This is a genomic window from Kribbella flavida DSM 17836 (assembly GCF_000024345.1).
GTDB classification, from domain to species: Bacteria; Actinomycetota; Actinomycetes; order Propionibacteriales; family Kribbellaceae; genus Kribbella; species Kribbella flavida.
Genome location: NC_013729.1, coordinates 5,073,483 through 5,096,278, shown reverse-complemented (window position 1 = coordinate 5,096,278; position 22,796 = coordinate 5,073,483). Strand labels below are relative to the sequence as shown.

The following is a 22,796-nucleotide window of genomic DNA, read 5'->3' as shown; positions in this document are numbered from 1 at the left end:
ACGACGCTCGCCCGGCGGCCGCGCGGGGCCGGAGCTCAGTCGGTGAAGCCCTGGGCGAGCACGGCGGGCAGCCGGCCGTCGCGCAGGGCGGCGAGCACGCGCGCTTCGTGCGGGACGACCGGGTCGGGCAGCCGGTCGAGCGGGAACCAGTCGAGACCGGCGGCCTTGTCCGGCTCCAGCAGGTGCGGTTCGCCGGTCCAGCGGGTGGTGGCGAAGAAGAAGTCGACCCGCTCGTCGATCGGATCGCCGTTGCCGCCGGTGCGGTGCATCGCGGTCAGCGGGACCAGGTGGGCCGGGTCAATCTCCACGCCGACCTCTTCGCGGACCTCGCGCCGGGCCGCCGCGAGCACGGACTCGCCTCGCTCGACGTGCCCGGCCGGCACGGCCCAGTACCCGTCCAGGTAGCCGGTGTTCGCACGCAGCATCATCAGTACCTCGTCGCCGCGCCGAAGGACCACGTACGCCGCCGGAACCAGCTGGAATCGATCCACGACCGAAACCCTAGACCGGGCCGCCCCGAGGACCGCTCCCGGTCCGGACGCGCCGAAGGGCCGCAGGAAGCCTGCGGCCCTTCGGGTGCTGCGGGACTCAGGCCGGCTTCGGGCCGTTGGCGATGTCGTCGTCCTGGCCGTCCAGGCCGTCGAGCCGGTCCTTGGCGACGCCGACGCCCCGGTCGATCTTGTCGCCGTGCTTGCCGCCGGTCTTGTCGTCAACGAAGTCGCCGGCCTTGTCCAGACCGCCGCCGACCTTGTCGCCGTGCTGGTCGACCAGGTCGGTGGCCTTGTCCTTCAGGCCCTCGGCCTTGCCCTTGAACTTGTCGAAGATGCCCATCGCGGGGGCTCCCATTCCTAGCGTAGTGAACTACTGACAGACAGCTAGCGGTGATCTTCGCACCATTGGGGCCCCGGGTGTGGGACTTCTCAGTTGCCGCCGCCGCTCTCGACGTCGCCACCGCTTTCGACGTCGCCACCGCTCTCGACGTCCCCGCCGCTTTCGACGTCGCCACCGCTCTCGACGTCCCCGCCGCTTTCGACGTCGCCGCCGCTGCTCTTCAGCTCCACGTCGCCGCCACTGCGCTTGGCGGCGTCGAAGCCGCCGTCCAGGTCCAGGGCTTCCTTGGCCTGCTCGGTCTCTTCCTCGAACTGATTCGTCACTGCGGTGTCCCCTCGAGTCGTGTGCGGATCTGCTGCCGGCCCCCCGAAGCGCGATGCGTCGCGGTACGGACCGCCGTCACTGCCCCTCGTTCCTATCGAACTCACCGGCTTCCCACAAGTCCCGTCCGGCGCTCTTGTCCCAGACTTCACGCCGCCCGTCACGGTGGGCGGCCACACTGTCACACTGGACCGATGGCCGCACCACTCGTCGTCGCCGTCGTCGGTCCCACCGCGGCGGGCAAGTCCGACCTGTCCGTTGCCCTGTGCAAGGAGCTGGGCGGCGAGGTGGTGAACGCCGACGCGTACCAGGTCTACCGCGGGATGGACATCGGCACCGCGAAGATCACCCCGGCCGAGCGTGCCGGCGTACCGCACCACCTGCTGGACGTGCTGGACGTCACCGCGACCGCGACGGTGGCGGAGTTCCAGCAGCTGGCCCGGTCCGCGATCGACGACTGCCTGCGCCGTCAGGTGGTGCCGGTGCTGGCCGGCGGCTCGGCGCTGTACGTGCGGGCGATTCTCGACGACTTCGAGTTCCCCGGCACCGACCCGGCCGTGCGCGAGCGGCTGGAGGCCGAGCTGGCCGAGCACGGCTCCGGCGCTCTGCACCGGAGGCTGGCCGAGGTGGACCCGCCGGCCGCCGCGCAGATACTGCCGAGCAACGGCCGCCGGATCGTCCGCGCCCTCGAGGTCGTCGAGATCACCGGGGCGCCGTACGCCGCGACGCTGCCCGCCCACACCTACGTCTACCCGGGCGCGGTGCAGCTGGGACTCGACGTGCCGCGCCCCGAGCTCGACGAGCGGATCGGCCGCCGGGTGGACCGGATGTTCGAGCAGGGCTTCGTCGACGAAGTCCGTGCACTGCTCGGCCAGGGCCTGCTCGACGGCCGGACGGCGAACCGCGCGCTCGGCTACCCGCAGGTGATCGCGTTGCTGCGCGGCGAGCTCACCGAGCAGCAGGCGCGCGAGCAGACCGCGCAGGCGACCCGCCGGTTCGCCCGGCGGCAGGACTCGTGGTTCCGCAAGGACCCACGGATCACCTGGCTGCGCTACGACGCGCCCGACCTGGTCGACCAGGCAATCGGCGTACTGCGAGGCAACCGAACCCCCGCTGCCGGCGTAGACGTGGTGGATGGTTCGGGGCGTGCCGATGCGAGGGGGTGACCGAGACGCCGAGTTCCGTGAGTACGTGCTCGCGGACCGGACCCGGCTGATGCGAACGGCGATGCTGCTCACCGCGGGGGATGCACACACCGCCGAGGACCTGGTCCAGACCGCGTGCACCCGGGTGTACGTGCACTGGCACCGGATCCGGCACGAAGGGGCCGGCCCGTACGCGCACCGCATCCTGGTCAACGCCTTCCTGGACGAACGTCGCCGGGCCGGCCGCCACCCGGAGGTGGTGACCGCCGAGACGTTCGAGCCGCGGCAGCCGGAGACCACCGACCAGGCCGACCTGCTGGCCGTTCGCCGGGCCCTGCTGGAGCTGGCGCCGCGGCAGCGTGCCGTGCTGGTGCTGCGGTACTTCCAGGATCTCGACGTGGCCACCTGCGCCCGGATCCTGGAGTGCACCGAGGGCACCGTGAAGAGCCAGACCGCGAAAGCGCTGAAGAGACTGAAGGATCTGATGGCCGACGACCAGGCCGCGGATCCGGCGACGGGGAGTAGTTGACGTGGACGACGTGAAAAGGCTGCTGGAGCAGTTCGCCGACCGGTCGGTCGACGCGCTGCCGCCGGCGGACGTGGAGGCGGACTTGACCCGGGGTCGCCGCGCGCTGCGCCGGATCAGGGCCCGCCGCCGGGTCACCGGCGTTCTGTGCGCGGCCGCGGCGACCGCTGCCGCGCTGGTCGCCGGTGAGCAGGCGCAGTGGCGCAGCGGTGGCGAGGCGGAGGTCGCCACCGACGCGCCGGCACCTGCGCCGGAGACCGCGCTGGGTGTGGTGTCGGCCGGCTCACCGACCCCCGCCGTACCGACGTCGGCGTCGATGGGCACGCCGTCGCTGTTGTCCGACTCGGCGGTCCAGTTGGTGTCCAACGGCCGCAGCTGGAATTCCATCGGCTGCACACTGGTGCCGCAGGGCTGGACGGCGGCCGCTGGCGCGGAGCGGGTCGTCCTGACGCCGCCGAGCGCCCGGACTGCCGACGCCACGTCGCAGCTGGAGCTGTTCGCAGCCGACCAGTCGCAGCCGCTGAGCGGTGTCCGGGCGGTCGAGGCGAGCGGCAGGGTCATCCACCTCGGCAGCACGGGCGGTCGGGCGGTCGGCCAGGTGAAGCTCGGCGAGCGCTGGCTGGTGGTCCGGCTGCCGGCCGCGCACCAAGCCTGGAACGACGAGACTCTGCGCCGCTTCCTGGGCTCCTGCACGATCTCCTGACGCGCGAGAACTGGCGCCCGCCGTCCCGACGGGGTAGGCAAGGGCTGTCCCTGTAAGCCGACCCCTGCGGAGGACCACGGTGACACCGAAGAAGCTGGCAGCATCCCTGACCGTGGGTGCGCTCGTCCTGACCGGCCTCACCGCCGGCGGAGCCCAGGCGGAGACCACCTCCGCGCCCACCGCGCCGTCGCGGGTGCCACAGCCACCGCCGAAGAACCCGACCGCGATCGGTTACGGCGGTGCCGTCGCCTCGGTCGACCCCGAGGCCACCAAGGTCGGCATCGACGTCCTGCGCCGCGGCGGCAACGCCGTGGACGCCGCGGTCGCGACCGCCGCCGCGCTCGGCGTCACCGAGCCGTACTCCGCCGGCATCGGCGGCGGTGGCTACTTCGTCTACTACAGCGCCAAGCACCGCAAGGTCTTCACGATCGACGGCCGCGAGACGGCTCCGGCGGCGATGCCCGCCGACGCGTTCATCAACCCGGCCACCGGCAAGCCGTACACGTTTTTCCCCGACCTGGTCACCTCCGGCGTCTCGGTCGGCGTACCGGGCACCCTGGCCACCTGGGACGCCGCGTTGCGGACGTGGGGCTCGCTGTCGCTGAAGAAGGCGCTCAAGCCGGCCGCGGAGCTGGCCGACCGGGGCTTCCTCGTCGACCAGACGTTCCGCAGCCAGACGCTGGACAACAAGGCGCGGTTCGCGGCGGTCGTGCCGACGGCCGAGCTGTTCCTGCCCGGCGGCGACGCGCCGCAGGTCGGCACGGTGTTCCGGAACACCGACCTCGCCGACACCTACGAGCTGATCGGCCGGCAGGGCCCGTCCGCGTTCTACCGCGGCCCGCTGGCCGCCGAGATGTCCGCGGTGGTGAAGAACCCGCCGAAGACGCCGGGCACCACGCTGCCGGTGATGCCGGGCCATCTCACCCCGGCCGACCTGGCGAAGTACAAGGTGCTGCGGCAGGACCCGACCCGGGTCAACTACCGCGGCCTGGACGTCTACGGCATGGCGCCGTCCTCGTCGGGCGGTACGACGGTCGGCGAGGCGCTGAACATCCTGGAGCCGAAGAAGCTGCACAGACTGCCCACGGCGGATGCCCTGCACAACTACCTCGAGGCGTCGGCGCTCGCGTTCGCCGACCGCAACGCCTACGTCGGTGACCCGGCGTTCGTGAACGTGCCGACCCGGGAGTTGCTGTCCAAGGGCTTCGGCGCCGAGCGGTCCTGCCAGATCGACCCGGACAAGGCCGCCGTGAAGCCGGTCAAGCCGGGCTCGCCGGACGGCTCGTACACGCCCTGCGCCGCCGGCGTGAGCACCACCGCGCGACCGGACAGCAAGGGCGTGTCGACCACTCACCTGGTCGCCGCCGACCGGTGGGGCAACGTGGTCTCGTACACGCTGACGATCGAGCAGACCGGCGGCAGCGGCATCACCGTGCCGGGGCGCGGCTTCCTGCTGAACAACGAGCTGACCGACTTCTCCGCGGTCCCGGACCCGGCCGACCCGAACCGGATCCAGCCGAACAAGCGGCCGCGCTCGTCGATGTCGCCGACGATCGTGCTCAAGCACGGCAAGCCGTTCCTGGCGCTCGGTTCGCCGGGTGGCTCGACGATCATCACCACGGTGCTGCAGACACTGACGAACCGGGTGGACCGGGGCATGTCGCTGCCGCGAGCAGTTGCCGCTCCGCGCGCGTCCCAGCGCAACACCGCGAACGTGACCGCCGAACCGGCGTTCATCGACGCGTACGAGGACCGGCTCACGCCGTACGGGCACAAGTTGGTGCTCGCCGGGGACGCGCTCACCTCGGCGGCGGAGATCGGCGCGGTGGCCGCGCTGGAGTTCCTGCCCGGCGGCGGCTACCTGGCCGCGGCGGAACCGAAACGCCGCGGTGGCGGATCCGCCGCCACGGTCCACCAGCTCTGGCCGCGCCGCTAACCCTTCTTCAGCCGGCGGGGTCCCGTCGGCAGCGGCGGTGGTGCTGGAGCCGGCTCCTGGTCAGCCGGCTCCAGCCAGCCGTCGTACTGCGCGACCACGGTTTCGACCTCGTCCGCGCCGGTCCCGGCGGGCAGTTCCACCACCCACGGGTGGTCCTCGTCGTCGTCCTCCCCGTGGAACCGGCCGCGTCGTAGCCGGCCACCCAGGCGCTGCAGCACGGCCTCGGCGTCCTCGCGTTCCCAGAAGTACGCAATCTGCACGACAACGAATGTACGGCCACCCGTCCGGCCCTTGGGCAGGCCGCCGGCGGTGAGAAGTCTCCGTGCAACGGATCGCCGTGCCACCTCGTAGACAGGGGGAGATCACGAGGAGCGGAGACCGGATGAGCGTCGAGGACGAGTTCGCGGAGTACGTGCACGGCCACTACGGCCGGATGCTGCGGACCGCGCGCCTGCTGACCGGGGGAGACGTGCACGGCGCCGAGGACCTGGTCCAGACCGCGTGCACGAAGCTCTACCTGCACTGGGACAAGCTCCGCCAGGACGAAGGGGCCGGGCCGTACGCCGACCGGATCCTGGTGAACACGTTCATCGACGAGCGCCGGCGGTTCTGGTGGCGCAGGGAGACGCCGACCGCCGACCTGCTGGACGCCGCGCCGGCACAGGGGCCCGACCCGGCCGTCCGGCTGACGCTGCAGGCCGCTCTGCGGCAACTGCCGCGCCGGCAACGGGCGGTCGTTGTCCTGCGCTACTTCCAGGACCTGGACGTGGCGACCGTCGCTGCGGTGATGGAGTGCAGCGAAGGCACGGTGAAGAGCCAGACCGCTCGCGCGCTCGGCAAGCTCCGTGATCTCGTCGACGACCCCCTGGAAACCCTGGAGCGTGTGCGATGACCGAACTGCGAACCCTGCTCGACGAGATCGCCGGACCCGACGCGGCGTCGCCGGACACCTTCGTCGCCGAGACGATCGCCCGCGGGCGCCGGACCCGGCGCCGTCGGCGGATCACCGCGGTGATGGCGACCGCTACCGCGGCGGCCGGTGCGGCTGCGGTGACGTGGACGCTGCCGCCGGTGAGCGACGTACCGGCGGCGAGTGATGCGGCCGCCCAGCCGACGACCTGTGCGCAGCTGACGGTCGACTACGGCCTGCGGGCCTTTCCACGCGAGGACCCGAACGCGCCCGGCGTGACCCTGGTGCTCGACGGGTTCGACTCGGCGCCGACGGAGGCGGCGCAGCGAGGGAGCGGGCGTACCGTCGTGCACGCGCCGCAGCTCACCATCGAGCCGAAGTCGACCGCGGTGCTCGAGGTACCGCCGCCCGGCCCGAACGGGTGGTCGGACGACGTCTGGCAGCAGGTGATCAACACCTGCTACCGGCCGAAGTGATCAAGGTCGTGCGGGCCTGCTTCCCGGTCGGCCAGACCACGGTTCGGGCAACCCACGCCCCTTCGCCTGGCCGGCCGGTGCAGGACTACCTCGCGGACGGCGCAGTCGAGTCGTCGTGACCGTCGTCATGGCCGTGGGCGTGGCCGTGGCCGGTGGTCGTCAGGTGGTCGTGCAGGTCGGCCAGCGCGTCGGCCTGCTGGGCGACCGCGCGCCGAACCGGGCGGGCCGCAGTCCCGTTCGGGCTGGTGGGCGGCTTGCCGGCGGTGTGGATCCAGGTGTCGAACACGTCGTCCAGTTGCCGCTGAGCGACCCACTCGGCATGCCGGACGAAGTCGGCGGTGGTGGCGTTCCGGTTCTTGTACTTGCCCGCGAAGCTCTGCAGGACGGCGAAGAAGGTGGCGTCACCGACTGCCTTGCGCACGGCGTGCAGAGCCATCGCGCCGCGTTGGTACACCGCGGTGCTGAAGATCCGCTTCGGGTCCGACACGATCGTCGACCAGAACGCGTCCTCGGCGGGATACCTGGTGTAGAAGGCTTCGGCGAGCTCGTCCGCACTGGCCTTGCCCTGCTGCTCCGACCAGAGCCACTCGCCGTACGTCGCGAACCCTTCGTTCAGCCACATGTGCTGCCAGGTCGCCAGCGAGACCGAGTCGCCGAACCACTGGTGGGCCTGCTCGTGGGCGATCAGCCAGCTCGGGTCCGTCTCGCTCCAGGCGAAGTCTCCGTAGACCGAACGCGTCTGGTTCTCCAGCGCCAGGTTCAGGTCGCTCACCGCGACGCCGCCGGTCGCCTCGAACGGGTACGGCCCGAAGCGGGTCCGGAAGAAGTCGGTGATCTCGTCGCTGCGCCGCAGGTTCGCCTTGGCGATCTCCAGGTGGCCCTTCTCCTTCAGCCCGAGGTCGTAGGCGCGCAGGGACGGCAGACCGTGGTACGTGTCCTTCTCGACCTCGAACTGACCCATCGCGAGGAACGGGAGGTAGCTGACCATCGGATGCGCCGTGGCGTCCCAGTGCCACCGGGTCCAGCCGGGCTTGTCGGCGGTCTTGCCGCGCAGCACGCCGTTCGAGATCGCGGAACTGCCGTTCGGCACCGCGACCGACACCTGGTACGTCGCTTTGTCCGACGGATGGTCGTTCGCCGGGTACCACCACTCCGAGGAGCGCGGCTGGTTGGTCGAGATCGTGCGCGTCGGGCGCCAGTTCCACAGCTTGTGCGTGTCGACGGCGACGGTCGACGGGATGTCGGCGTAGCTGACCAGCACGGTGAACGCGGCCTGCTTCGGCAGCGCGGCGGCCGGGGTGACGATCAGTTCGCTGCTGTCGGTCGGGTCCTTGCTGAACGTCGCCGGGACCCCGTTGACGTGCACCGAGCTGACGCGGAGCGCGAAGTCGAGGTTGAAGCGGGACAGGTCCTGAGTGGCCGTGGCCGAGATCTTCGTGCGGCCCTCGAGCTCGTCCGTGGCCGGCTGGTAGCTGAGATCGATGGCGTAGTGGGCGACGTCGTACCCGCCGTTGCCGGCGAAGGGGTAGTACGGGTCCCCGGCTCCCGGGGCGCCCGGCGCCGGGACCGCCGACGCGGTGCCGGGAACGGACAGGGTGACGGCAAGGGCAAGAGCGACTGCCCCCGCGCCGCGGCGGACGAGCATGGTGCCTCCTGAAGCTGGCGAGTGGATCCGCCGGACCGTAACGAGTCCCCGGCCACGCACCAAGGAGTTGCACCCTGGTCGAACCGACGAGGCGGTGGCCGAGGCCCGTACGATCGTCGCCATGAGCACCTTCCCCTGGCTGAAGGGGCACGGGACGGAGAACGACTTCGTGCTGCTGCCCGATCCCGACGGCTCCGTGCACGGGGACCTCGACCCGGCCCTGGTCCGCTTCCTCTGCGACCGGTACGCCGGGATCGGCGCCGACGGGGTGCTGCGGGTGATCGAGGGGTCGCGGCAGACCTACGTCGAGGACGGCGGCGAGTGGTTCATGGACTACCGCAACGCCGACGGCTCGACCGCGCAGATGTGCGGCAACGGGATCCGGGTCTTCGTCCGTTACCTCGTCGACGAGGGCCTGACCACGGCCAAACCGGTCCGGATCGGGACCCGGGCCGGGGTCAAGGAGGTGGTGCTCAACGACGACGGCACGATCACCGCCGATCTGGGCGAGCCGGCGCTGCCCGGCCCGGCCGGCATCGTCGTGGAGGCGGACGGGCACCAGTGGCCGGCCACCCACGTCGACATGGGCAACCCGCACGCGGTCGTGTTCGTGGACGACCTGCGCGAGCCCGGACCACTGGTCGACCCGCCGGGCTGGTCCCCGGAATCCGCTTTCCCGCACGGCGTGAACGTCGAGTTCGTCACCCGCCAGGGTCCGCACGCGGTGACGATGCGGGTGCACGAGCGGGGCGCGGGGGAGACCCGGTCCTGCGGCACCGGGACCTGCGCCGTCACGGTGGCCTCGGCCCGGGCGGCCCGGCAGGAGCGGCCGGTCACGTACCGGGTCGGCGTACTCGGGGGAGAGGTCTCGGTGACCTGGCGCGCGGACAACCACGTGGAGCTGACCGGCCCCGCCGTGGTGCACGCACGCGGCGAGTTCGACCGCGCCTGGCTGCCCTCGGGACGGGAATTCGGCACGCCACCGGGTCGTTGAACAGTGAAACCGGGTCGCCTGTGTCGGCGACCCGTGCCACGATGGAAGGTATATGACGACCCATTCGAACGCATACGAAGAGACCGAAGACGTCGACCTCGACCTGATCCAGGACGACGCGCTCGACGACGAGGACACTTCGTCGACGGGTTACGACAGCGAGCTCGGCACCGAGGGGCTGGAGCTGGAGGAACGCCAGGCGCTGCGGCGCGTGGTGGGCATGTCGACCGAGCTGACCGACATCAGCGAGGTCGAGTACCGCAAGCTCCTGCTCGAGCGCGTGCTGCTGGTGGGCGTGTGGACGGAGGGCAGCGCCGAGGACGCGGAGAACTCGCTGGCCGAGCTGAAGCTGCTCGCCGAGACCGCGGGGTCGGAGGTGCTGGACGGCGTGATCCAGCGCCGCAAGAAGCCCGACCCGGCCACCTTCATCGGTTCCGGCAAGGTGTCCGACCTGCGCAACCTGGTCGCCTCGCTGGGCGCCGACACGGTGATCGCCGACGGCGAGCTCGCGCCCGCCCAGTTGCGCAACCTGGAGGACAAGCTCAAGGTCAAGGTGGTCGACCGGACCGCGCTGATCCTGGACATCTTCGCCCAGCACGCGAAGAGCAAGGAAGGCAAGGCCCAGGTCGAGCTGGCCCAGCTGCAGTACATGAAGCAGCGGCTGCGTGGTTGGGGTGGCAACCTGTCCCGCCAGGCCGGTGGCCGCGTCGGTGCGGCCGGTGGCGGTATCGGCGGCCGTGGTCCCGGTGAGACCAAGATCGAGACCGACCGGCGCCGGATCAACACCAAGATCTCCAAGCTGCGCCGCGAGCTCAAAGAGATGAAGGGCACCCGGACCACGATGCGGCAGGAGCGCCGCCGGCACTCGGTGCCGTCGGTGGCGATCGCCGGCTACACCAACGCCGGCAAGTCGTCGCTGCTGAACGCGATCACCGGCGCCGGGGTGCTGGTCGAGAACGCGCTGTTCGCGACCCTGGACCCGACCACGCGCAAGACCACCACGGCCGACGGCCGGGTCTACACCTTCACCGACACCGTCGGGTTCGTCCGGCACCTGCCGCACGACATCGTCGAGGCGTTCCGCTCGACGCTGGAGGAGGTCGCCGACGCGGATCTGCTGCTGCACGTGGTGGACGGCTCACACCCGGACCCGCTGGCCCAGATCCAGGCCGTGCGCGAGGTGCTGCACGAGATCGGCGCCACCGACGTCCCGGAGATCATCGTGATCAACAAGGGCGACGTGGCCGACCCGATGGCTCTGGCCCCGATCCTGCACCGGGAGACCGGCGCGATCGTGGTCTCGGCCCGGACCGGCGAGGGCATCGACAAGTTGCGGGCGCAGGTCGAGGCCGCGCTGCCCCAGCCGCACATCACGGTCGACGCCCTGCTGCCCTACGACCGGGGCGACCTGGTCTCCCGGGTGCACTCGGAGGGCTCGGTCGACACCCTCGAGCACACCGGCGACGGGACCAGGCTGACCGCCCGGGTCCACCCGCAACTGGCCGGCGAGCTCGCGCCGTACCAGGTGGCCGCGGCGAACTGACGCCACCGCCTTCGACAGCGAACGGCCCCCGGGCAATCTCCCCGGGGGCCGTTCGGCGTGGTCGGCGGATCAGTTGCGCGCCGCGACCCTGACCTTCATCGTGGTGCCGTTACGCTCCAGCACGCTGATGTTGACCTTGTTGTTCGGCACCTTCACACCCGCGCTCGGCTGCTCCGGGAACCAGTACTGCCTGCTGTCGTTGAACGTCCGTACGCCGTCCTGGCCACGGATGTAGCTCGGCTGGCCGTTCACGTGCAGCGTGAACGAGTCGGCCTTCTCCAGCCCGAACGGAGCGTCGTAGCCGGCGACCCGCGGCCGCCAGATCTGACCGTCGAGGCGGTTGATCGGCTCCGGGTGGGAGTCGACCGGCAGCACCAGACCCTCGCCCGGGTGGACGTTGGTGTTGTTGTCGCGCTGCGAGGTGTCCCAGTACCAGATGAGCAGACCGTCCTGGTACGGGAAGTGCTCCACCTTGTCCGGCAGCGCGGCGCCGAAGCCGAAGTTGTACGGCCCGGTGCGCAGGTGCTTGTCGTAGGAGATGTAGTTGATGTGCGACGCCAGGTAGTAGTTGTCGTGCAGCGTCGTCAGCGTCGACCCGACCGAGCTGAAGCCGTTCAGCGTCCAGCCCTCCGGGCTCGTCTCGGCGCCGGACTCGAGCACGGTGGTGGTGCCCGACGTCACCTTGATCGCGTCGGCGTGGAAGCCGAAGCCGCCGGTGTTGTTGTCGGTGGTGTAGCGGAACTGCAGCCCGATCGTCTTGCCCGCGTACGCCGACAGGTCGAAGGTGGCCGGCACCCAGCCGTTGCTCTTGCCGTCGATGCCGTTGCCCTCGGCCGCCTTGGTGATGCTGCCGGCGATCGGCTTGTAGCCGGTGCCGTCGTTCACCTCGACGTAGGCGTAGTCGCACGCGGTGGTGCCGCAGTCCTCGATGTCCCAGTTGGCCTGGAAGGTGAGGCTCGCCGGACCGGCGGGCAGGGTGACCTGACGGTTCATCGTGTGGGTGAACTCGTCGCCCTCACCGCTCCACCACGACTTGGTGCCGACGGCCGGCGGCTGCAGGTTCCGGGTCACCGGCTTCTTCGGCAGCGTGACCACCAAGCCCTGTGCCTTGGCCGAGTTGTACTCGTGCGGGCCGAGCTCGAGGGTCTTGTTCTGGCCGGCGCGGACGATCTCGTAGTCCAGCCAGCCCAGCTGCAGCTTGTCCCAGGCGCCGAGGTCCGCGGCCTGCTCGCCGATGCCACCGTCACTGGGCTTGCCGACCCGGCTCTGCGCCATCAGCGTCCACCAGTTCACGTGGTTCTCGACCGGCGGGCCCGAGGTGTCGTAGTGGTCCGGCAGACCGAGGTCGTGGCCGTACTCGTGCGCGAAGACGCTGATCCCGCCGTTCTCGGGCTGGATCGTGTAGTCGCCGACCCACAGACCGGTGTCACCGAGCTGCGCGCCGCCGGCCGGGTTGTTGGCCGGGCCACCGGCCAGACCGACGTACCAGCGGTGCGACCAGATCGCGTCCTCACCCTGGTGCGGGTCACCGTCGGCCTGGTCGCCACCGGAGTGCACGATCTGGAAGTGGTCGAGGTAACCGTCGGACTCGTTGAAGTTGCCGTCACCGTCGAAGTCGTAGCGGTCCCACTGGTCGAACGTCTTCAGCTCGGCGGTGATCTGTGCCGTGGTCCGGCCGGCCGCCTTCTGGTCGGCGACCCACTGGTTCACCGCGTCCCGGACCAGGGCCCAGGTGTTGTTGCAGACGTTGCTCGCGCACGGGTACCCGTTGGACCGGCCGTAGCGGGCCTCGTTGTACTGCACCTTCACCCAGTCGGTGACCGTGCCGGCGACCGAGTAGCGGCCCGAGGACTGCTTCTCGTAGTACTTCTTCACCGAGTTGCCGGTGCCGAAGTACATGTCCTGGTAGTGCTGGCGGTTGTAGTCGGCCTGCCAGACGGTCGAGTTGTCGACCGAGCGGTCCGGCGCCGGGATCGCGTTGTGCAGCGGCCCCTCGAAGGTGGTCGGCCCGGGCACGTTCGGAGCGGTGTCCTGGTCGGGGTAGCTCGGGTGGCGCTCGTTGCCGAACTCCGCGAGCACGACGAAGATCCGGTCGGTCTTCTCCCGGGACAGCTCGACGTACTGGTCGACCTTGGCCTTGGTGACCCGCTTGCCCTTCGCGGTGGCGGTCTTCTTGCCCAGCTTGACCACGGTGCTGGCGCCGCGCTTCTCGGCCTTGGCCGAGCCGTTCAGCACCTTGGTGAGGGCCTCCTGGCGCAGCTCCCGGCGCTTGTCCTCCAGCGGGCTGGGCAGCTCGTCGGACTGCGAGACGTCGTTCGCCGTGACGGCTGGTTGCTGCGGCGGTGCGGCGGAACCGGACGAGGCGGCGCTCAGTCCGATCGTCGCGGCCAGGGCCAGGCTGAACAGCCCGGCGGATACTTTGCGCACGATTCCCCTCCTGCGTGTGAAAGGTCCGCTACGCGTGGTTTGTGACGTGACGCAGCGTGACCGTGTGCTCCCCCGAGCGTGTGACTTCTGCGCGAGAGTACGGGCAAAATCGGCAGCGAAGAAGTGGTTCTGATCAAATCCTCGGACACGGGCGGGGAATCATGCGCGTTGGCCCCGAGTAGTACCACTCACCCCACTGGAGTACGACGACGCAGCGTCGCGGCCCGGCGGATTGGCACACTGTCCGGCATGGACCTGGACCGGCGCGGCGGTGACTCCGCGGACCTGCTGCTGCCGTTGTGGCGGGCGCTGATCGTGTTCCGGGTGATCACCTGGGGATTCGCCTGCTTCGGCGTCTGGACCCGGTGGACCGGCATCCACAACCCGTCCGGCGCGGTGCTGCAGCTGGCGATCATGGGGGTCTGGACCGTGGTCGCCTCGATCGGCTACAGCCGGCACTGGGGCCGCCGCAACACCCGACTAGCGGTCGCCGACCTGGTCGTCACCGTCGGCTGCATGTACGCGACGCTGCTCGCCCAACCCCTGCTGGACATCCGCGCCGGCGCGTCGGTGCTCACCTCGGTGTGGGCGGCCGGTCCGGTGATCGCGCTGGCGATCTCGCGCGGCCGCGACGGCGGGCTGATCGGCGCCGCGACCATCAGCCTCGCGCTGCTGTCCCTGCGCGGGGTGGACAACACGGCGAAGATCCTCAGCAACGTGCAGCTGCTGCTGGTCGCCGGCCTGGTCGTCGGGTACGCCGCCACCACGATGCGGCGGGCGAACGTCCGGCTCCGCGAGGCGATCGCGGCCGAGAGCGCGACCGCGGAACGGCTGCGGCTGAGCCGGTCGATCCACGACGGCGTCCTGCAGGTGCTGGCCCAGGTCCAGCGGCGTGGCAACGCGATCGGTGGTGAGGCGGTCGAGCTGGCCTCGCTCGCCGCCGAGCAGGAGGTCGCGCTGCGGTCGCTGATGGCCGCCCGGCCGGTCACCGAGCAGCGCGGACAGGCCGATCTCTGCGGCGCCTTGTTGCCGCTGGCCACGACTCGGACGGACGTGGTGGTGCCCGCGGCGCCGGTGCTGCTGCCGGTCGGCGTGGTCGACGAACTGGTGGCCGCGGTGAAGGAGGCGCTCAGCAACGTCGGCAAGCACGCGGGCCCGGGAGCCCGGTGCTGGGTGGTCGTCGAGGACCTCGGTGCGGACGTCGTGGTGTCCGTCCGCGACGATGGTGCCGGCACCACCCAGGAGCGGCTCGAGGCGGCCCATGCCGCGGGGCACCTGGGGGTCAGCCAGTCGATCCAGGGCCGGATCGCGGACCTCGGCGGCAGCGTCACGGTCCGGACCGCGCCCGGCGAGGGAACCGAGTGGGAGATGACGGTGAGCAGGGCGTAATGACAGTACTTTTGGCCGGGCCTCCGGCGCCGGCGTGGTCATGGGGCTGGAACTCCCGGCCTTCCCTCGTCGCTCCGGTCGCTTCGCTCCCTTCACTCCTCAGTCCAGGCCGGGAGGCCCCATGACGCGGGTGATGATCGTGGACGACCACCCGATGTGGCGTGAGGGGGTCGCCCGGGACCTGGGCAGCCGCGGGTACGACGTCTGCGCGACGGCCTCCGACGTGGCCGGCGCGATCGGGATCGCGCTGGCGACGCGGCCGGACGTGGTGGTGATGGACCTGCAGCTCGGCGACGGCTCCGGGGTCGACGCCACCCGGGAGATCACCGCCGCCCTGCCGGACACCCGGGTGCTCGTGCTGTCGGCCAGTGCCGAGCAGAGCGACGTCCTGGCGGCGGTGAAGAACGGTGCGTCGGGCTATCTGGTGAAGTCGGCGTCGCTGGACGAGTTCGACGACGCGGTACGGCGTACGGCCGAAGGCGACGCGGTGTTCTCGGCCGGGCTGGCCGGGTTGCTGCTGGGGGAGTACCGGCGGCTCGGAGCCGGACCGGAGGTTCCGCAGCTCACCGAGCGGGAGACAGAGGTACTGCGGCTGGTCGCGCGCGGGCTGACTGCCAAGCAGATCGCGCAGCGGCTCGTGCTGTCGCACCGGACGGTCGAGAACCACGTGCAGAACACGCTGCGCAAACTCCAGCTGCACAACCGCGCCGAGCTGGTCCGCTACGCCATCGAGAACGGGATCGACACAGAGGACAGCTAGGCATGTCTCGCCCGCCTGCTGCGCGGCACTGGGAGACACGCCCAGAACCGCAGCGCCGCCGTACCGGCTCTGGTGGAAGTCCGGTACGGCGGCTGCCTGGGTAGCTGGGTCCTACAGGCCGTTGGTGAAGAGCAGGCGGTTCACCGTGCCGCCGGTGCCGCCGCCGCTGACCACGTTCGGCGTCGCGGAGCTCTCGAGGTACGACTTGACCGTGGCCGGTGTGGCCGACGGGCTGGTCTGCAGGTAGAGCGCGGCGACCCCGGCCACGTGCGGCGTGGCCATCGAGGTGCCGTTGTAGGAGCCGGTGGTGTTGCCCGGCAGCGTGGACACGATGGCCGAGCCCGGCGCGTACACGTCGACGCAGGAGCCGGTGCTCGAGTACGACGCCCGCGCGTCGGTGCTGGTGCTGGCCGCGGTGACCAGGGCGGTCTCGATCTTGCGCGGCAGCAGGTGGCAGGAGTTCGCGCCGGTGTTGCCCGCCGAGGTGGCCAGGAACACGCCGGAGCTGATCATCCGGCGCAGCGAGTTCTCCAGCGTGGTGTTCGCGGTGAAGTTCCACGAGGTGTTCGCGACGGCCGGCTTGATCGCGTTGCGGGTCACCCAGTCGACGGCGGCGATCGCGGCGGACGCCGTACCACCGCCGCTGCAGTTCAGCCACTTGACGCCGTGCAGCCGGACGTTCTTGGCCACGCCGTACGAGCTGGAGCCGATGGTGCCGGCGACGTGCGTGCCGTGGCCGTTGCAGTCGGTGTTGTTGCTGTCCAGGCCGTTGAAGTCGAAGGTCGCCCGGCCGCCGAAGTTCGGGTGGCTCGGGTCGACGCCGGAGTCGATGATGTAGGCGTGCACGCCGGTGCCGGTCCGGGTGTAGGTGTACGAGCGCGACAGTGGCAGGTTGCGCTGGTCGATCCGGTCGATGCCCCACGACGGCGGGTTGGTCTGGGTGGCGTCCAGCGCGTTCGCGACGTAGACGTCCTCGGAGATGGCGACCACGTCCGGATGCTTCTGCAGCGCGGCCAGCTGGGCGGGGGTCAGCTTGGCGCTGAACCCGTTGACGGCGCTGCTGAACTGCCGCTGCGGGGCGATGCCGAGCGAGCTCCTCAGCCGGACGCCCTGCTTCAGCTCGACGATGTAGGTGTCCTTGACGGCGCTCACTCCCGGTTCGGCGGCAGCGCGCTGGACCGCGATGATCCGGCCGCTGGGCTCGGGGGTGGGCGCGGCACCGGCCGCGCCGGCAGTGGTCAGGGCGATCGCCGGCACGATGGCGGCGGCCAGGGACAGGCGGAGACGTCGACGCACGGTTCCTCCTCAGGGAACAGTTCACCCACCGGGCGGAGGGGTGATCACGCTTAGTCCGTGGGCGGTCACGGAGCGAGTGGAGCAGAAGTTAGGCCGTGGTCGCCTGAGGCGTCAATGAATTCTGGTGCGCGCTGATGCCATGGCACTGGGCTGCCGTCGGGGCGAACGCTTGTTTGGTGCCCCATACTGGGCGGCGTCCGTACACTGTGCGTTCCACGCACCGTGGTCCGCTCTGTGTCACGACGCCCGTACCGCGGGTGCCCACCTCCCGGAGGCTTGTAGTGAACCGGTCGTCCCTGGTCCGCGCTCTGTTCGCGTTCCTCGTCCTGGCGGCGTCGACGTACGTCGTACTGACCGCGCGGCCGGAGCTCGGTCTGGATCTGCGCGGTGGAACGCAGATCGTGCTCGAAACCAGCGACTCGCCGACGGTCAAGGCGGACCAGAATTCGACGGACAAGGCGCTCGAGGTGCTCCGCCGCCGGATCGACGCGCTCGGTGTCACCGAGCCGAGCGTGACCAGGCAGGGGGAGCGGCGGATCATCGTCGAGCTGCCCGGCGTGCAGGACCCGCGCGAGGCGGCCGAGGTGATCGGCAAGACCGCCCAGCTGAGCTTCCACGAGGTGCTCGACCAGGTCGCCGCGAAGCCGGCCAAGCCCGCGGCCGGCGATCTCTACCTGCCGAGCGACGACGGCGGTGTGCTGAAGCTCGGCAAGCCGGCGATGACCGGAGACATGGTCGGTGGTGCCGAGGCTGTGCTCGACACCCAGCAGATGGCGCAGGGCTGGATCGTCCAGCTGAACTTCAAGGATGACGGCGGCAAGATCTGGTCCCAGATCACCGGCAAGGCCGCCTGCCAGCCGGTCGGCGCCCCACAGCGCTCGGTCGCGATCGTGCTCGACAACGAGGTGCTCACCGCGCCACAGGTCGACCCGACCGGCGGCAGCACGCTGTGCAACGTCGGCCTGCCCGGCAGCAACAGCACCATCACCGGCAACTTCACCGAGGAGCAGGCCAAGGACCTGTCCGCGCTGATCTCCGGCGGCGCGCTGCCGCTGCCGGTCGACATCATCGACCAGCGCACGGTCGGCCCCTCGCTCGGCAAGGACGCGATCCAGGCCAGCGCCTGGGCCGGCGTCATCGGCGTCGCGCTGACCGCGCTGTTCATCGTGCTGGTCTACCGCCTGGTCGGTCTGATGGCCGTGATCGGCCTGCTCGCCTACGCGGGCATGTCGTACGCCGCGCTGACGGTGATCGGCGCGACCCTGACCCTGCCCGGCCTGGCAGGTTTCGTGCTCGCCATCGGTATGGCCGTCGACGCGAACGTCCTGGTCTTCGAGCGAGCCCGCGAGGACTACATCGCCGGCCGGACCGACGGCCTGCGACGCTCCCTGCGCAGCGGCTTCGGCAACGCGCTGTCCGCGATCGCCGACTCCAACATCACCACGCTGCTCGCGGCCGGGTTGCTCTTCTTCCTCGCCGCCGGACCGGTCCGCGGCTTCGGTGTCACGCTGAGCGTCGGTGTGATCGCCTCGATGCTCTCCGCACTGGTCGTCACCCGGGTGTTCGCCGAGTTCTTCGTCTCCCGCAAGTTCGTGCTGAACCGGCCGAGCATCAGCGGCATCGCCGGTCACGGCCGGGTCCGGACCTGGCTGGAGGCGAAGCAACCGGCGCTGATGAAGCACAGCCGCCGCTGGCTGCTGATCACCCTGGCCGCCATCGTGATCAGCGTCGCCGGTGTGGCGATCCGCGGCCTGAACCTCGGCATCGAGTTCACCGGTGGCCGGCTGATCGAGGTGAGCACCACCCAGCCGGTCAGCCCCGACCAGGCCCGCGCGGCGGTCGCCGAAGCCGGCTACCCGAACGCGGTGGTGCAGGCCTCCGGCACCGACGACATCACCGTGCGGACCGGCACCATCAGCAACGACGAGGCGGAGAAGATCCGCGAGTCGATCGGCCGGATCGGCGGCGGCTCCGAGGTCATCCGCAACGAGAGCATCGGCCCGTCGCTGGGCAACGAGTTGCGGAACAAGGCGCTGATCGCGCTCGGCGTCGCCCTGCTGGCGCAGTTGGCGTACCTGGCGATCCGGTTCCGCTGGACCTTCGGCGCGGGCGCGGTGCTGGCCCTGCTGCAGAACGTCGCGGTCGTGGTCGGCGTCTTCGCCTGGACCGGCAAACCGGTCGACGGCATCTTCCTGGCCGCGATGCTGACCATCATCGGGTACACCGTGAACGACTCGGTGGTCGTCTTCGACCGGATCCGGGAGACCCGCAACGCGCGCTCCACCGAGAACCTCGGCCCGGTCATCGACACCGCGATCGTGAACGTGCTGCCGCGAACCATCAACACCGGTATCTCGACGTTGTTCATCCTGGCCGCGCTGCTGTTCCTCGGCGGCGACTCACTGGCAGACTTCGCCCTCGCCCTGCTGCTCGGCATCGTGGTCGGCACCTACTCCTCGAACCTCACCGCGGCCCCGCTGCTGGTCGAACTCGAGAAGCGCTACCCCGCCCCGCCGCCCCGCCCCAAGCGCGTCCAGCAGGACCGCGACGCCGCGCCCGACCGCGGCGCGGTCGTCTAGCCGACCGGCGAGCCGTCGGCTCCACCGGCGGCTCGCTGGTTCGTCGTCGTCGGGTCCACCGGCGGCTCGCTGGTTCGGTGTCGTCGGGCTCACCGGCGCTGTCGGGCTCACGGCGGCTCGCCGCCTCGGTGCCCTCGAGCCCGCCGGCGGCTCGCCGCCCTGGCGCTTTCCTTCATCGCCCTGTCCCGTCCGCGCAGCGGGCGGGACAGGGCGAAGTACTTTCCCGGGGTCTGTCCACAGCTCCTGAAGCCGTCGGAGATTTCTGTCCGCCGACCCGGCTAGGGTGTGGCGGTGGGTGTTGATGTGCGGGAGTTGCTGGAGGCCGCGGTCTCCGGGTTGAACGGTCAGACACGACCGGGCCAGGTCCAGATGGCCGAGGCGGTGGACCAGTCGATGCACGACGGGTCCCACCTGCTGATCCAGGCCGGCACCGGCACCGGCAAGTCGCTCGGCTACCTGGTCCCGGCCCTGGTGCACGCCGTGGAGAACCGCCGCGTCGTCGTCTCGACGGCGACCCTGGCACTGCAGTCCCAGCTGGTCGACCGCGACGTGCCGGCCCTGCTCGACGCCACCGAGAAGCTGCTGCCCCGCCGCCCGTCGTACGCGATCCAAAAGGGCCGCAACAACTATGCCTGCCTGCACCGGATCCGCGAGGGCGCGCCGGACGAGGACGGCATGCTGGTCGACGTCCCGCCCGCCGGCCCGATCGGCCAGCAGGTGGTCGAGCTGCGCGAGTGGGCCGAGCAGCAGCTGACCGACGGCGAGGCCGGCGACCGCGACCACGCTCCCTCGCACCAGTACCAGGCCTGGCAGCAGGTGGCGATCGCCGCCCGGGAGTGCCTCGGCGCGCAGAAGTGCCCGTACGGCGAGCAGTGCTTCGCCGAGAAGGCCAAGGAGCAGGCCCGCAAGGCCGACATCGTGATCACCAACCACGCGTTGCTGTCGATCGACGCGTTCGAGAACCGCACGGTGCTGCCCGAGCACGACGTGGTGATCGTCGACGAGGCGCACGAGCTGCCGGCCCGGGTCACCGGCGCGGCCGGCGACGAGTTGTCCCCGCAGATGGTCGAGCGGGCGGCGAAGCGGGCCCGCCGGTTCGTCGACGACGACCACGCCGACGACCTGATCGACGCTTCCGACGCGCTGCGGGCCGCGCTCGACCAGTCCCGCGAGGGCCGGATCGAGGCCGCCAACGCGCCGGTGCTGGAGGCCGCCGCGATGGTCCGTGACGCGGCCCGCGCGGTCTACTCCGACCTGAACAAGAAGTCCGACGACAAGGACGACGACCCCGACGGTGCCAAGCGGCAGTCCAAGGGCGCGGTGAAGGAGATCTTCGACGTCGCCGAACGGGTCGCCGCGCTGAACGCGCTCGACGTGGTCTGGCTGGTGGACCGCGACCGGTTCGGCAAGGAGTTGCGGATCGCGCCGCTGACCGTTGCCGGCCTGCTGCGCGAGCTGGTGCTCAAGGACCGGACGGCGGTGCTCACCTCGGCGACGCTGACGCTCGGCGGCGACTTCGACGCGATCGCCCGCCAGGTCGGCCTGCGCCCGGCCGACAAGCTCGCCGACGACGACGAGATGCCGTCGCTGGACGACGACTCCGAGACCGGGCCGCTGCCGTGGCGCGGGCTGGACGTCGGCTCCCCGTTCGAGTACGAGAAGCAGGCGATCCTGTACGTCGCCAAGCACCTGCCGCCGCCGCACCGTGACGGCCTCGGACCGCGGCAGTTCGAGGAGATCGTCGACCTGGTCACGGCCGCCGGCGGGCGCACGCTCGGGTTGTTCTCCTCCCGCCGGGCGGCCGAGGCGGCGACCGCGGCGGTGCGCGAGGCGACCGACCTGAAGATCCTCTGTCAGGGCGACGCGCACCTGGGCGAGCTGTCCCGCGAGTTCATCGAGGACCCGGAGACCTCGCTGTTCGGCACGTTGTCGCTGTGGCAGGGGCTGGACGTGCCGGGCTCGACCTGCAACCTGGTGATCATCGACAGGATCCCGTTCCCGCGCCCGGACGAGCCGTTGATGGCGGCGCGGCAGCGCGCCGTCGACGAAGCGGGTGGCAACGGCTTCATGGCGGTCGCCGCGACGCACGCCGCGCTGCTGCTGGCCCAGGGCGCCGGCCGGCTGATCCGCCGCACCACCGATCGCGGCATCGTCGCGATCCTGGACCCGCGCATCGTCACCGCTCGCTACGGCGGTTTCCTGCGCGCCTCCTTGCCTCCGATGTGGCCGACGGCCGATCGTGAGAAGGTGCTCGGCGCCCTGAAACGACTCCAAGACTGAGGCCATGTCTGCGTCCCTGTTCGTCCATGCCACGCGCTGTGCCGCGCCCGGACGGGCGAGCGCGTGAGTCCCTCGACCGTGCCGCCGGTGCTGCCGATGATGGCCGCGCTCGGGGTGATGCCGACCGGCGCGGACTGGGCGTACGAGTTGAAGTGGGACGGCATCCGGGTGATCGCCGAGGTGGACGCCGACGGCTGCCGGCTCTGGTCGCGCAACAGCCGGGACGTCTCCGGCGGCTATCCCGAGCTCTTGGGCCTGGCCGAGGCGCCGGGGCTGCAACTGCCCGCGGTGCTGGACGGGGAGATCGTCACCCTCGACGAGAACGGCGCCCCGTCGTTCGGGCTGCTGCAGCGGCGCATGCACGTCCGCGATCCGCGCCAGCTGGCCCAGCTGGTCGTCCAGGTCCCGGTGTCGGTGCGCGTCTTCGACATTCTCCGGTTCGACGGCAAGTCCTTGCTCGAGGCAACGTACGACGAGCGCCGGGCGCTGCTCGAGTCGCTCGACATCGACGACCCGTTCTGGGAGGTGCCGCAGGCGTATCCCGACGGTGAGCAAGCGCTCGACCTGTCGGCGTCCACCGGCCTGGAAGGTGTGGTCGCCAAACGCCGCAAGTCGCGTTACCTGCCGGGCAAGCGCAGCTCCGACTGGATCAAGGTGAAGCCGGTCCTGACCCGCGACGTCGTGCTGTGCGGCTGGCATCCGGGGGAGGGCAACCGGGCCGGCCGGATCGGTTCGCTCTACTGCGGCGCGTACGCCGAGCCCGGCGGCGACCTGGTCCTGATCGGCAAGGTCGGCTCCGGCCTCGACTTCGCCATGCTCGACCTGCTCGGCGCGGAGCTGGCCGGCCTGGAGATCGACCGGCCGCCCTTCGACGCCTCCTCCATCCCCGGCACCGACCGGCGCGCTGCGCACTGGCTCGACCCGCTGCTGGTCGCCGAGGTCACCTACTCCGGCTGGGCCGCGGATGGCCGCCTTCGCCACCCGGTCTGGCGCGGCCTCCGCCTCGACATCGATCCCGAGTCGGTGCTCGTCTGA

General features: G+C 70.8%; 20 protein-coding genes. 13 read left to right on the top strand and 7 right to left on the bottom strand.

The genetic code is table 11. From position 1 onward, the window contains the following. Nucleotides 1-35 precede the first annotated feature (35 nt). The 3 genes from KFLA_RS23405 to KFLA_RS23395 all read right to left on the bottom strand — a co-directional run bounded on the left by KFLA_RS23405 (nt 36) and on the right by KFLA_RS23395 (nt 1,154). Nucleotides 36-491: an NUDIX hydrolase gene (locus KFLA_RS23405; protein ID WP_012922295.1), complete on the bottom strand. Its 456-nt coding sequence runs from the start codon at nt 489-491 to the stop codon at nt 36-38. Between the two features lie 97 nt (nt 492-588). Further along, nucleotides 589-831, bottom strand: coding sequence for an antitoxin (locus KFLA_RS23400; protein ID WP_012922294.1), 243 nt, complete (start codon nt 829-831; stop codon nt 589-591). An 89-nt stretch (nt 832-920) separates the two neighbouring features. Beyond that, a complete protein-coding gene (locus KFLA_RS23395; RefSeq protein WP_012922293.1) occupies nt 921-1,154 on the bottom strand; it encodes a hypothetical protein in 234 nt (77 codons plus the stop codon). A 192-nt stretch (nt 1,155-1,346) separates the two neighbouring features. Here KFLA_RS23395 and miaA point away from each other — a divergent pair, with 192 nt between their 5' ends. The 4 genes from miaA to ggt all read left to right on the top strand — a co-directional run bounded on the left by miaA (nt 1,347) and on the right by ggt (nt 5,462). Then, nucleotides 1,347-2,318 (top strand): tRNA (adenosine(37)-N6)-dimethylallyltransferase MiaA, encoded by a 972-nt coding sequence (miaA, locus tag KFLA_RS23390; RefSeq protein WP_012922292.1) that lies wholly within the window; start codon nt 1,347-1,349, stop codon nt 2,316-2,318. After that, nucleotides 2,305-2,826 (top strand): SigE family RNA polymerase sigma factor, encoded by a 522-nt coding sequence (locus KFLA_RS23385; RefSeq protein ID WP_012922291.1) that lies wholly within the window; start codon nt 2,305-2,307, stop codon nt 2,824-2,826. Before miaA ends, KFLA_RS23385 begins: the two co-directional genes overlap by 14 nt. 1 nt (nt 2,827) lies before the next feature. Continuing rightward, nucleotides 2,828-3,526 carry a hypothetical protein gene (locus tag KFLA_RS23380; RefSeq protein ID WP_012922290.1) on the top strand — a complete coding sequence of 233 codons (699 nt, stop codon included), beginning with the start codon at nt 2,828-2,830 and terminating at the stop codon, nt 3,524-3,526. A gap of 79 nt (nt 3,527-3,605) precedes the next feature. Beyond that, nucleotides 3,606-5,462 (top strand): gamma-glutamyltransferase, encoded by a 1,857-nt coding sequence (ggt, locus tag KFLA_RS23375; RefSeq protein ID WP_012922289.1) that lies wholly within the window; start codon nt 3,606-3,608, stop codon nt 5,460-5,462. Here the strand turns inward: ggt and KFLA_RS23370 are convergent. Next, the gene (locus tag KFLA_RS23370) at nt 5,459-5,722 is read right to left on the bottom strand and encodes a hypothetical protein (protein ID WP_012922288.1); all 264 of its coding nucleotides are present in this window, start codon (nt 5,720-5,722) and stop codon (nt 5,459-5,461) included. The two genes, ggt and KFLA_RS23370, sit on opposite strands and share 4 nt — an antisense overlap. A gap of 122 nt (nt 5,723-5,844) precedes the next feature. Here KFLA_RS23370 and KFLA_RS23365 point away from each other — a divergent pair, with 122 nt between their 5' ends. Together KFLA_RS23365 and KFLA_RS23360 are read left to right on the top strand one after the other, a co-directional pair. Further along, nucleotides 5,845-6,354, top strand: a complete 510-nt coding sequence (locus tag KFLA_RS23365; protein ID WP_012922287.1) for a SigE family RNA polymerase sigma factor — start codon at nt 5,845-5,847, stop codon at nt 6,352-6,354. Continuing rightward, on the top strand, nt 6,351-6,848 hold the full coding sequence (locus KFLA_RS23360; protein ID WP_012922286.1) for a hypothetical protein: 498 nt from the start codon (nt 6,351-6,353) through the stop codon (nt 6,846-6,848). Before KFLA_RS23365 ends, KFLA_RS23360 begins: the two co-directional genes overlap by 4 nt. Before the next feature lie 85 nt (nt 6,849-6,933). Here KFLA_RS23360 and KFLA_RS23355 read toward each other — a convergent pair whose 3' ends face one another. Then, nucleotides 6,934-8,493 carry a M1 family metallopeptidase gene (locus tag KFLA_RS23355; protein WP_012922285.1) on the bottom strand — a complete coding sequence of 520 codons (1,560 nt, stop codon included), beginning with the start codon at nt 8,491-8,493 and terminating at the stop codon, nt 6,934-6,936. A gap of 121 nt (nt 8,494-8,614) precedes the next feature. Here KFLA_RS23355 and dapF point away from each other — a divergent pair, with 121 nt between their 5' ends. Together dapF and hflX are read left to right on the top strand one after the other, a co-directional pair. Then, nucleotides 8,615-9,487 carry a diaminopimelate epimerase gene (dapF, locus tag KFLA_RS23350; RefSeq protein ID WP_041290421.1) on the top strand — a complete coding sequence of 291 codons (873 nt, stop codon included), beginning with the start codon at nt 8,615-8,617 and terminating at the stop codon, nt 9,485-9,487. 52 nt (nt 9,488-9,539) lie between these two features. Further along, nucleotides 9,540-11,030 carry a GTPase HflX gene (gene hflX / locus KFLA_RS23345; protein WP_012922283.1) on the top strand — a complete coding sequence of 497 codons (1,491 nt, stop codon included), beginning with the start codon at nt 9,540-9,542 and terminating at the stop codon, nt 11,028-11,030. Between the two features lie 69 nt (nt 11,031-11,099). Here hflX and KFLA_RS23340 read toward each other — a convergent pair whose 3' ends face one another. Beyond that, entirely contained in the window at nt 11,100-13,457 is a 2,358-nt protein-coding gene (locus tag KFLA_RS23340; protein WP_012922282.1) for an immune inhibitor A domain-containing protein, read from the bottom strand. Nucleotides 13,458-13,706: 249 nt separating this feature from the next. Between KFLA_RS23340 and macS the strand changes: the two genes are divergently transcribed. After that, on the top strand, nt 13,707-14,846 hold the full coding sequence (gene macS / locus KFLA_RS23335) for a MacS family sensor histidine kinase (RefSeq protein WP_012922281.1): 1,140 nt from the start codon (nt 13,707-13,709) through the stop codon (nt 14,844-14,846). A gap of 121 nt (nt 14,847-14,967) precedes the next feature. After that, complete coding sequence (locus KFLA_RS23330; RefSeq protein ID WP_012922280.1) at nt 14,968-15,606, top strand: response regulator; 639 nt, start codon at nt 14,968-14,970, stop codon at nt 15,604-15,606. A gap of 111 nt (nt 15,607-15,717) precedes the next feature. On the opposite strand, the gene KFLA_RS23325 is transcribed toward KFLA_RS23330, so the two are convergent. After that, nucleotides 15,718-16,902, bottom strand: a complete 1,185-nt coding sequence (locus KFLA_RS23325; protein ID WP_012922279.1) for a S8 family peptidase — start codon at nt 16,900-16,902, stop codon at nt 15,718-15,720. A 281-nt stretch (nt 16,903-17,183) separates the two neighbouring features. On the opposite strand from KFLA_RS23325, the gene secD reads away from it, so the two are divergent. The 3 genes from secD to ligD all read left to right on the top strand — a co-directional run bounded on the left by secD (nt 17,184) and on the right by ligD (nt 22,796). Next, nucleotides 17,184-19,481, top strand: coding sequence for a protein translocase subunit SecD (gene secD / locus KFLA_RS23320; RefSeq protein ID WP_012922278.1), 2,298 nt, complete (start codon nt 17,184-17,186; stop codon nt 19,479-19,481). Nucleotides 19,482-19,766: 285 nt separating this feature from the next. Next, nucleotides 19,767-21,761 carry an ATP-dependent DNA helicase gene (locus tag KFLA_RS23315; RefSeq protein ID WP_012922277.1) on the top strand — a complete coding sequence of 665 codons (1,995 nt, stop codon included), beginning with the start codon at nt 19,767-19,769 and terminating at the stop codon, nt 21,759-21,761. A 63-nt stretch (nt 21,762-21,824) separates the two neighbouring features. Further along, nucleotides 21,825-22,796 carry a non-homologous end-joining DNA ligase gene (gene ligD, locus KFLA_RS23310; protein ID WP_237706580.1) on the top strand — a complete coding sequence of 324 codons (972 nt, stop codon included), beginning with the start codon at nt 21,825-21,827 and terminating at the stop codon, nt 22,794-22,796.

Coding starts and splice junctions, on each gene's coding strand:
- KFLA_RS23400 (WP_012922294.1), bottom strand. CDS start 831: ATGGGCATCTTCGACAAGTTCAAGGGCAAGGCCGAGGGCCTGAAGGAC.
- miaA (WP_012922292.1), top strand. CDS start 1,347: ATGGCCGCACCACTCGTCGTCGCCGTCGTCGGTCCCACCGCGGCGGGC.
- KFLA_RS23385 (WP_012922291.1), top strand. CDS start 2,305: ATGCGAGGGGGTGACCGAGACGCCGAGTTCCGTGAGTACGTGCTCGCG.
- KFLA_RS23365 (WP_012922287.1), top strand. CDS start 5,845: ATGAGCGTCGAGGACGAGTTCGCGGAGTACGTGCACGGCCACTACGGC.
- KFLA_RS23360 (WP_012922286.1), top strand. CDS start 6,351: ATGACCGAACTGCGAACCCTGCTCGACGAGATCGCCGGACCCGACGCG.
- KFLA_RS23355 (WP_012922285.1), bottom strand. CDS start 8,493: ATGCTCGTCCGCCGCGGCGCGGGGGCAGTCGCTCTTGCCCTTGCCGTC.
- dapF (WP_041290421.1), top strand. CDS start 8,615: ATGAGCACCTTCCCCTGGCTGAAGGGGCACGGGACGGAGAACGACTTC.
- hflX (WP_012922283.1), top strand. CDS start 9,540: ATGACGACCCATTCGAACGCATACGAAGAGACCGAAGACGTCGACCTC.
- macS (WP_012922281.1), top strand. CDS start 13,707: ATGGACCTGGACCGGCGCGGCGGTGACTCCGCGGACCTGCTGCTGCCG.
- KFLA_RS23330 (WP_012922280.1), top strand. CDS start 14,968: ATGACGCGGGTGATGATCGTGGACGACCACCCGATGTGGCGTGAGGGG.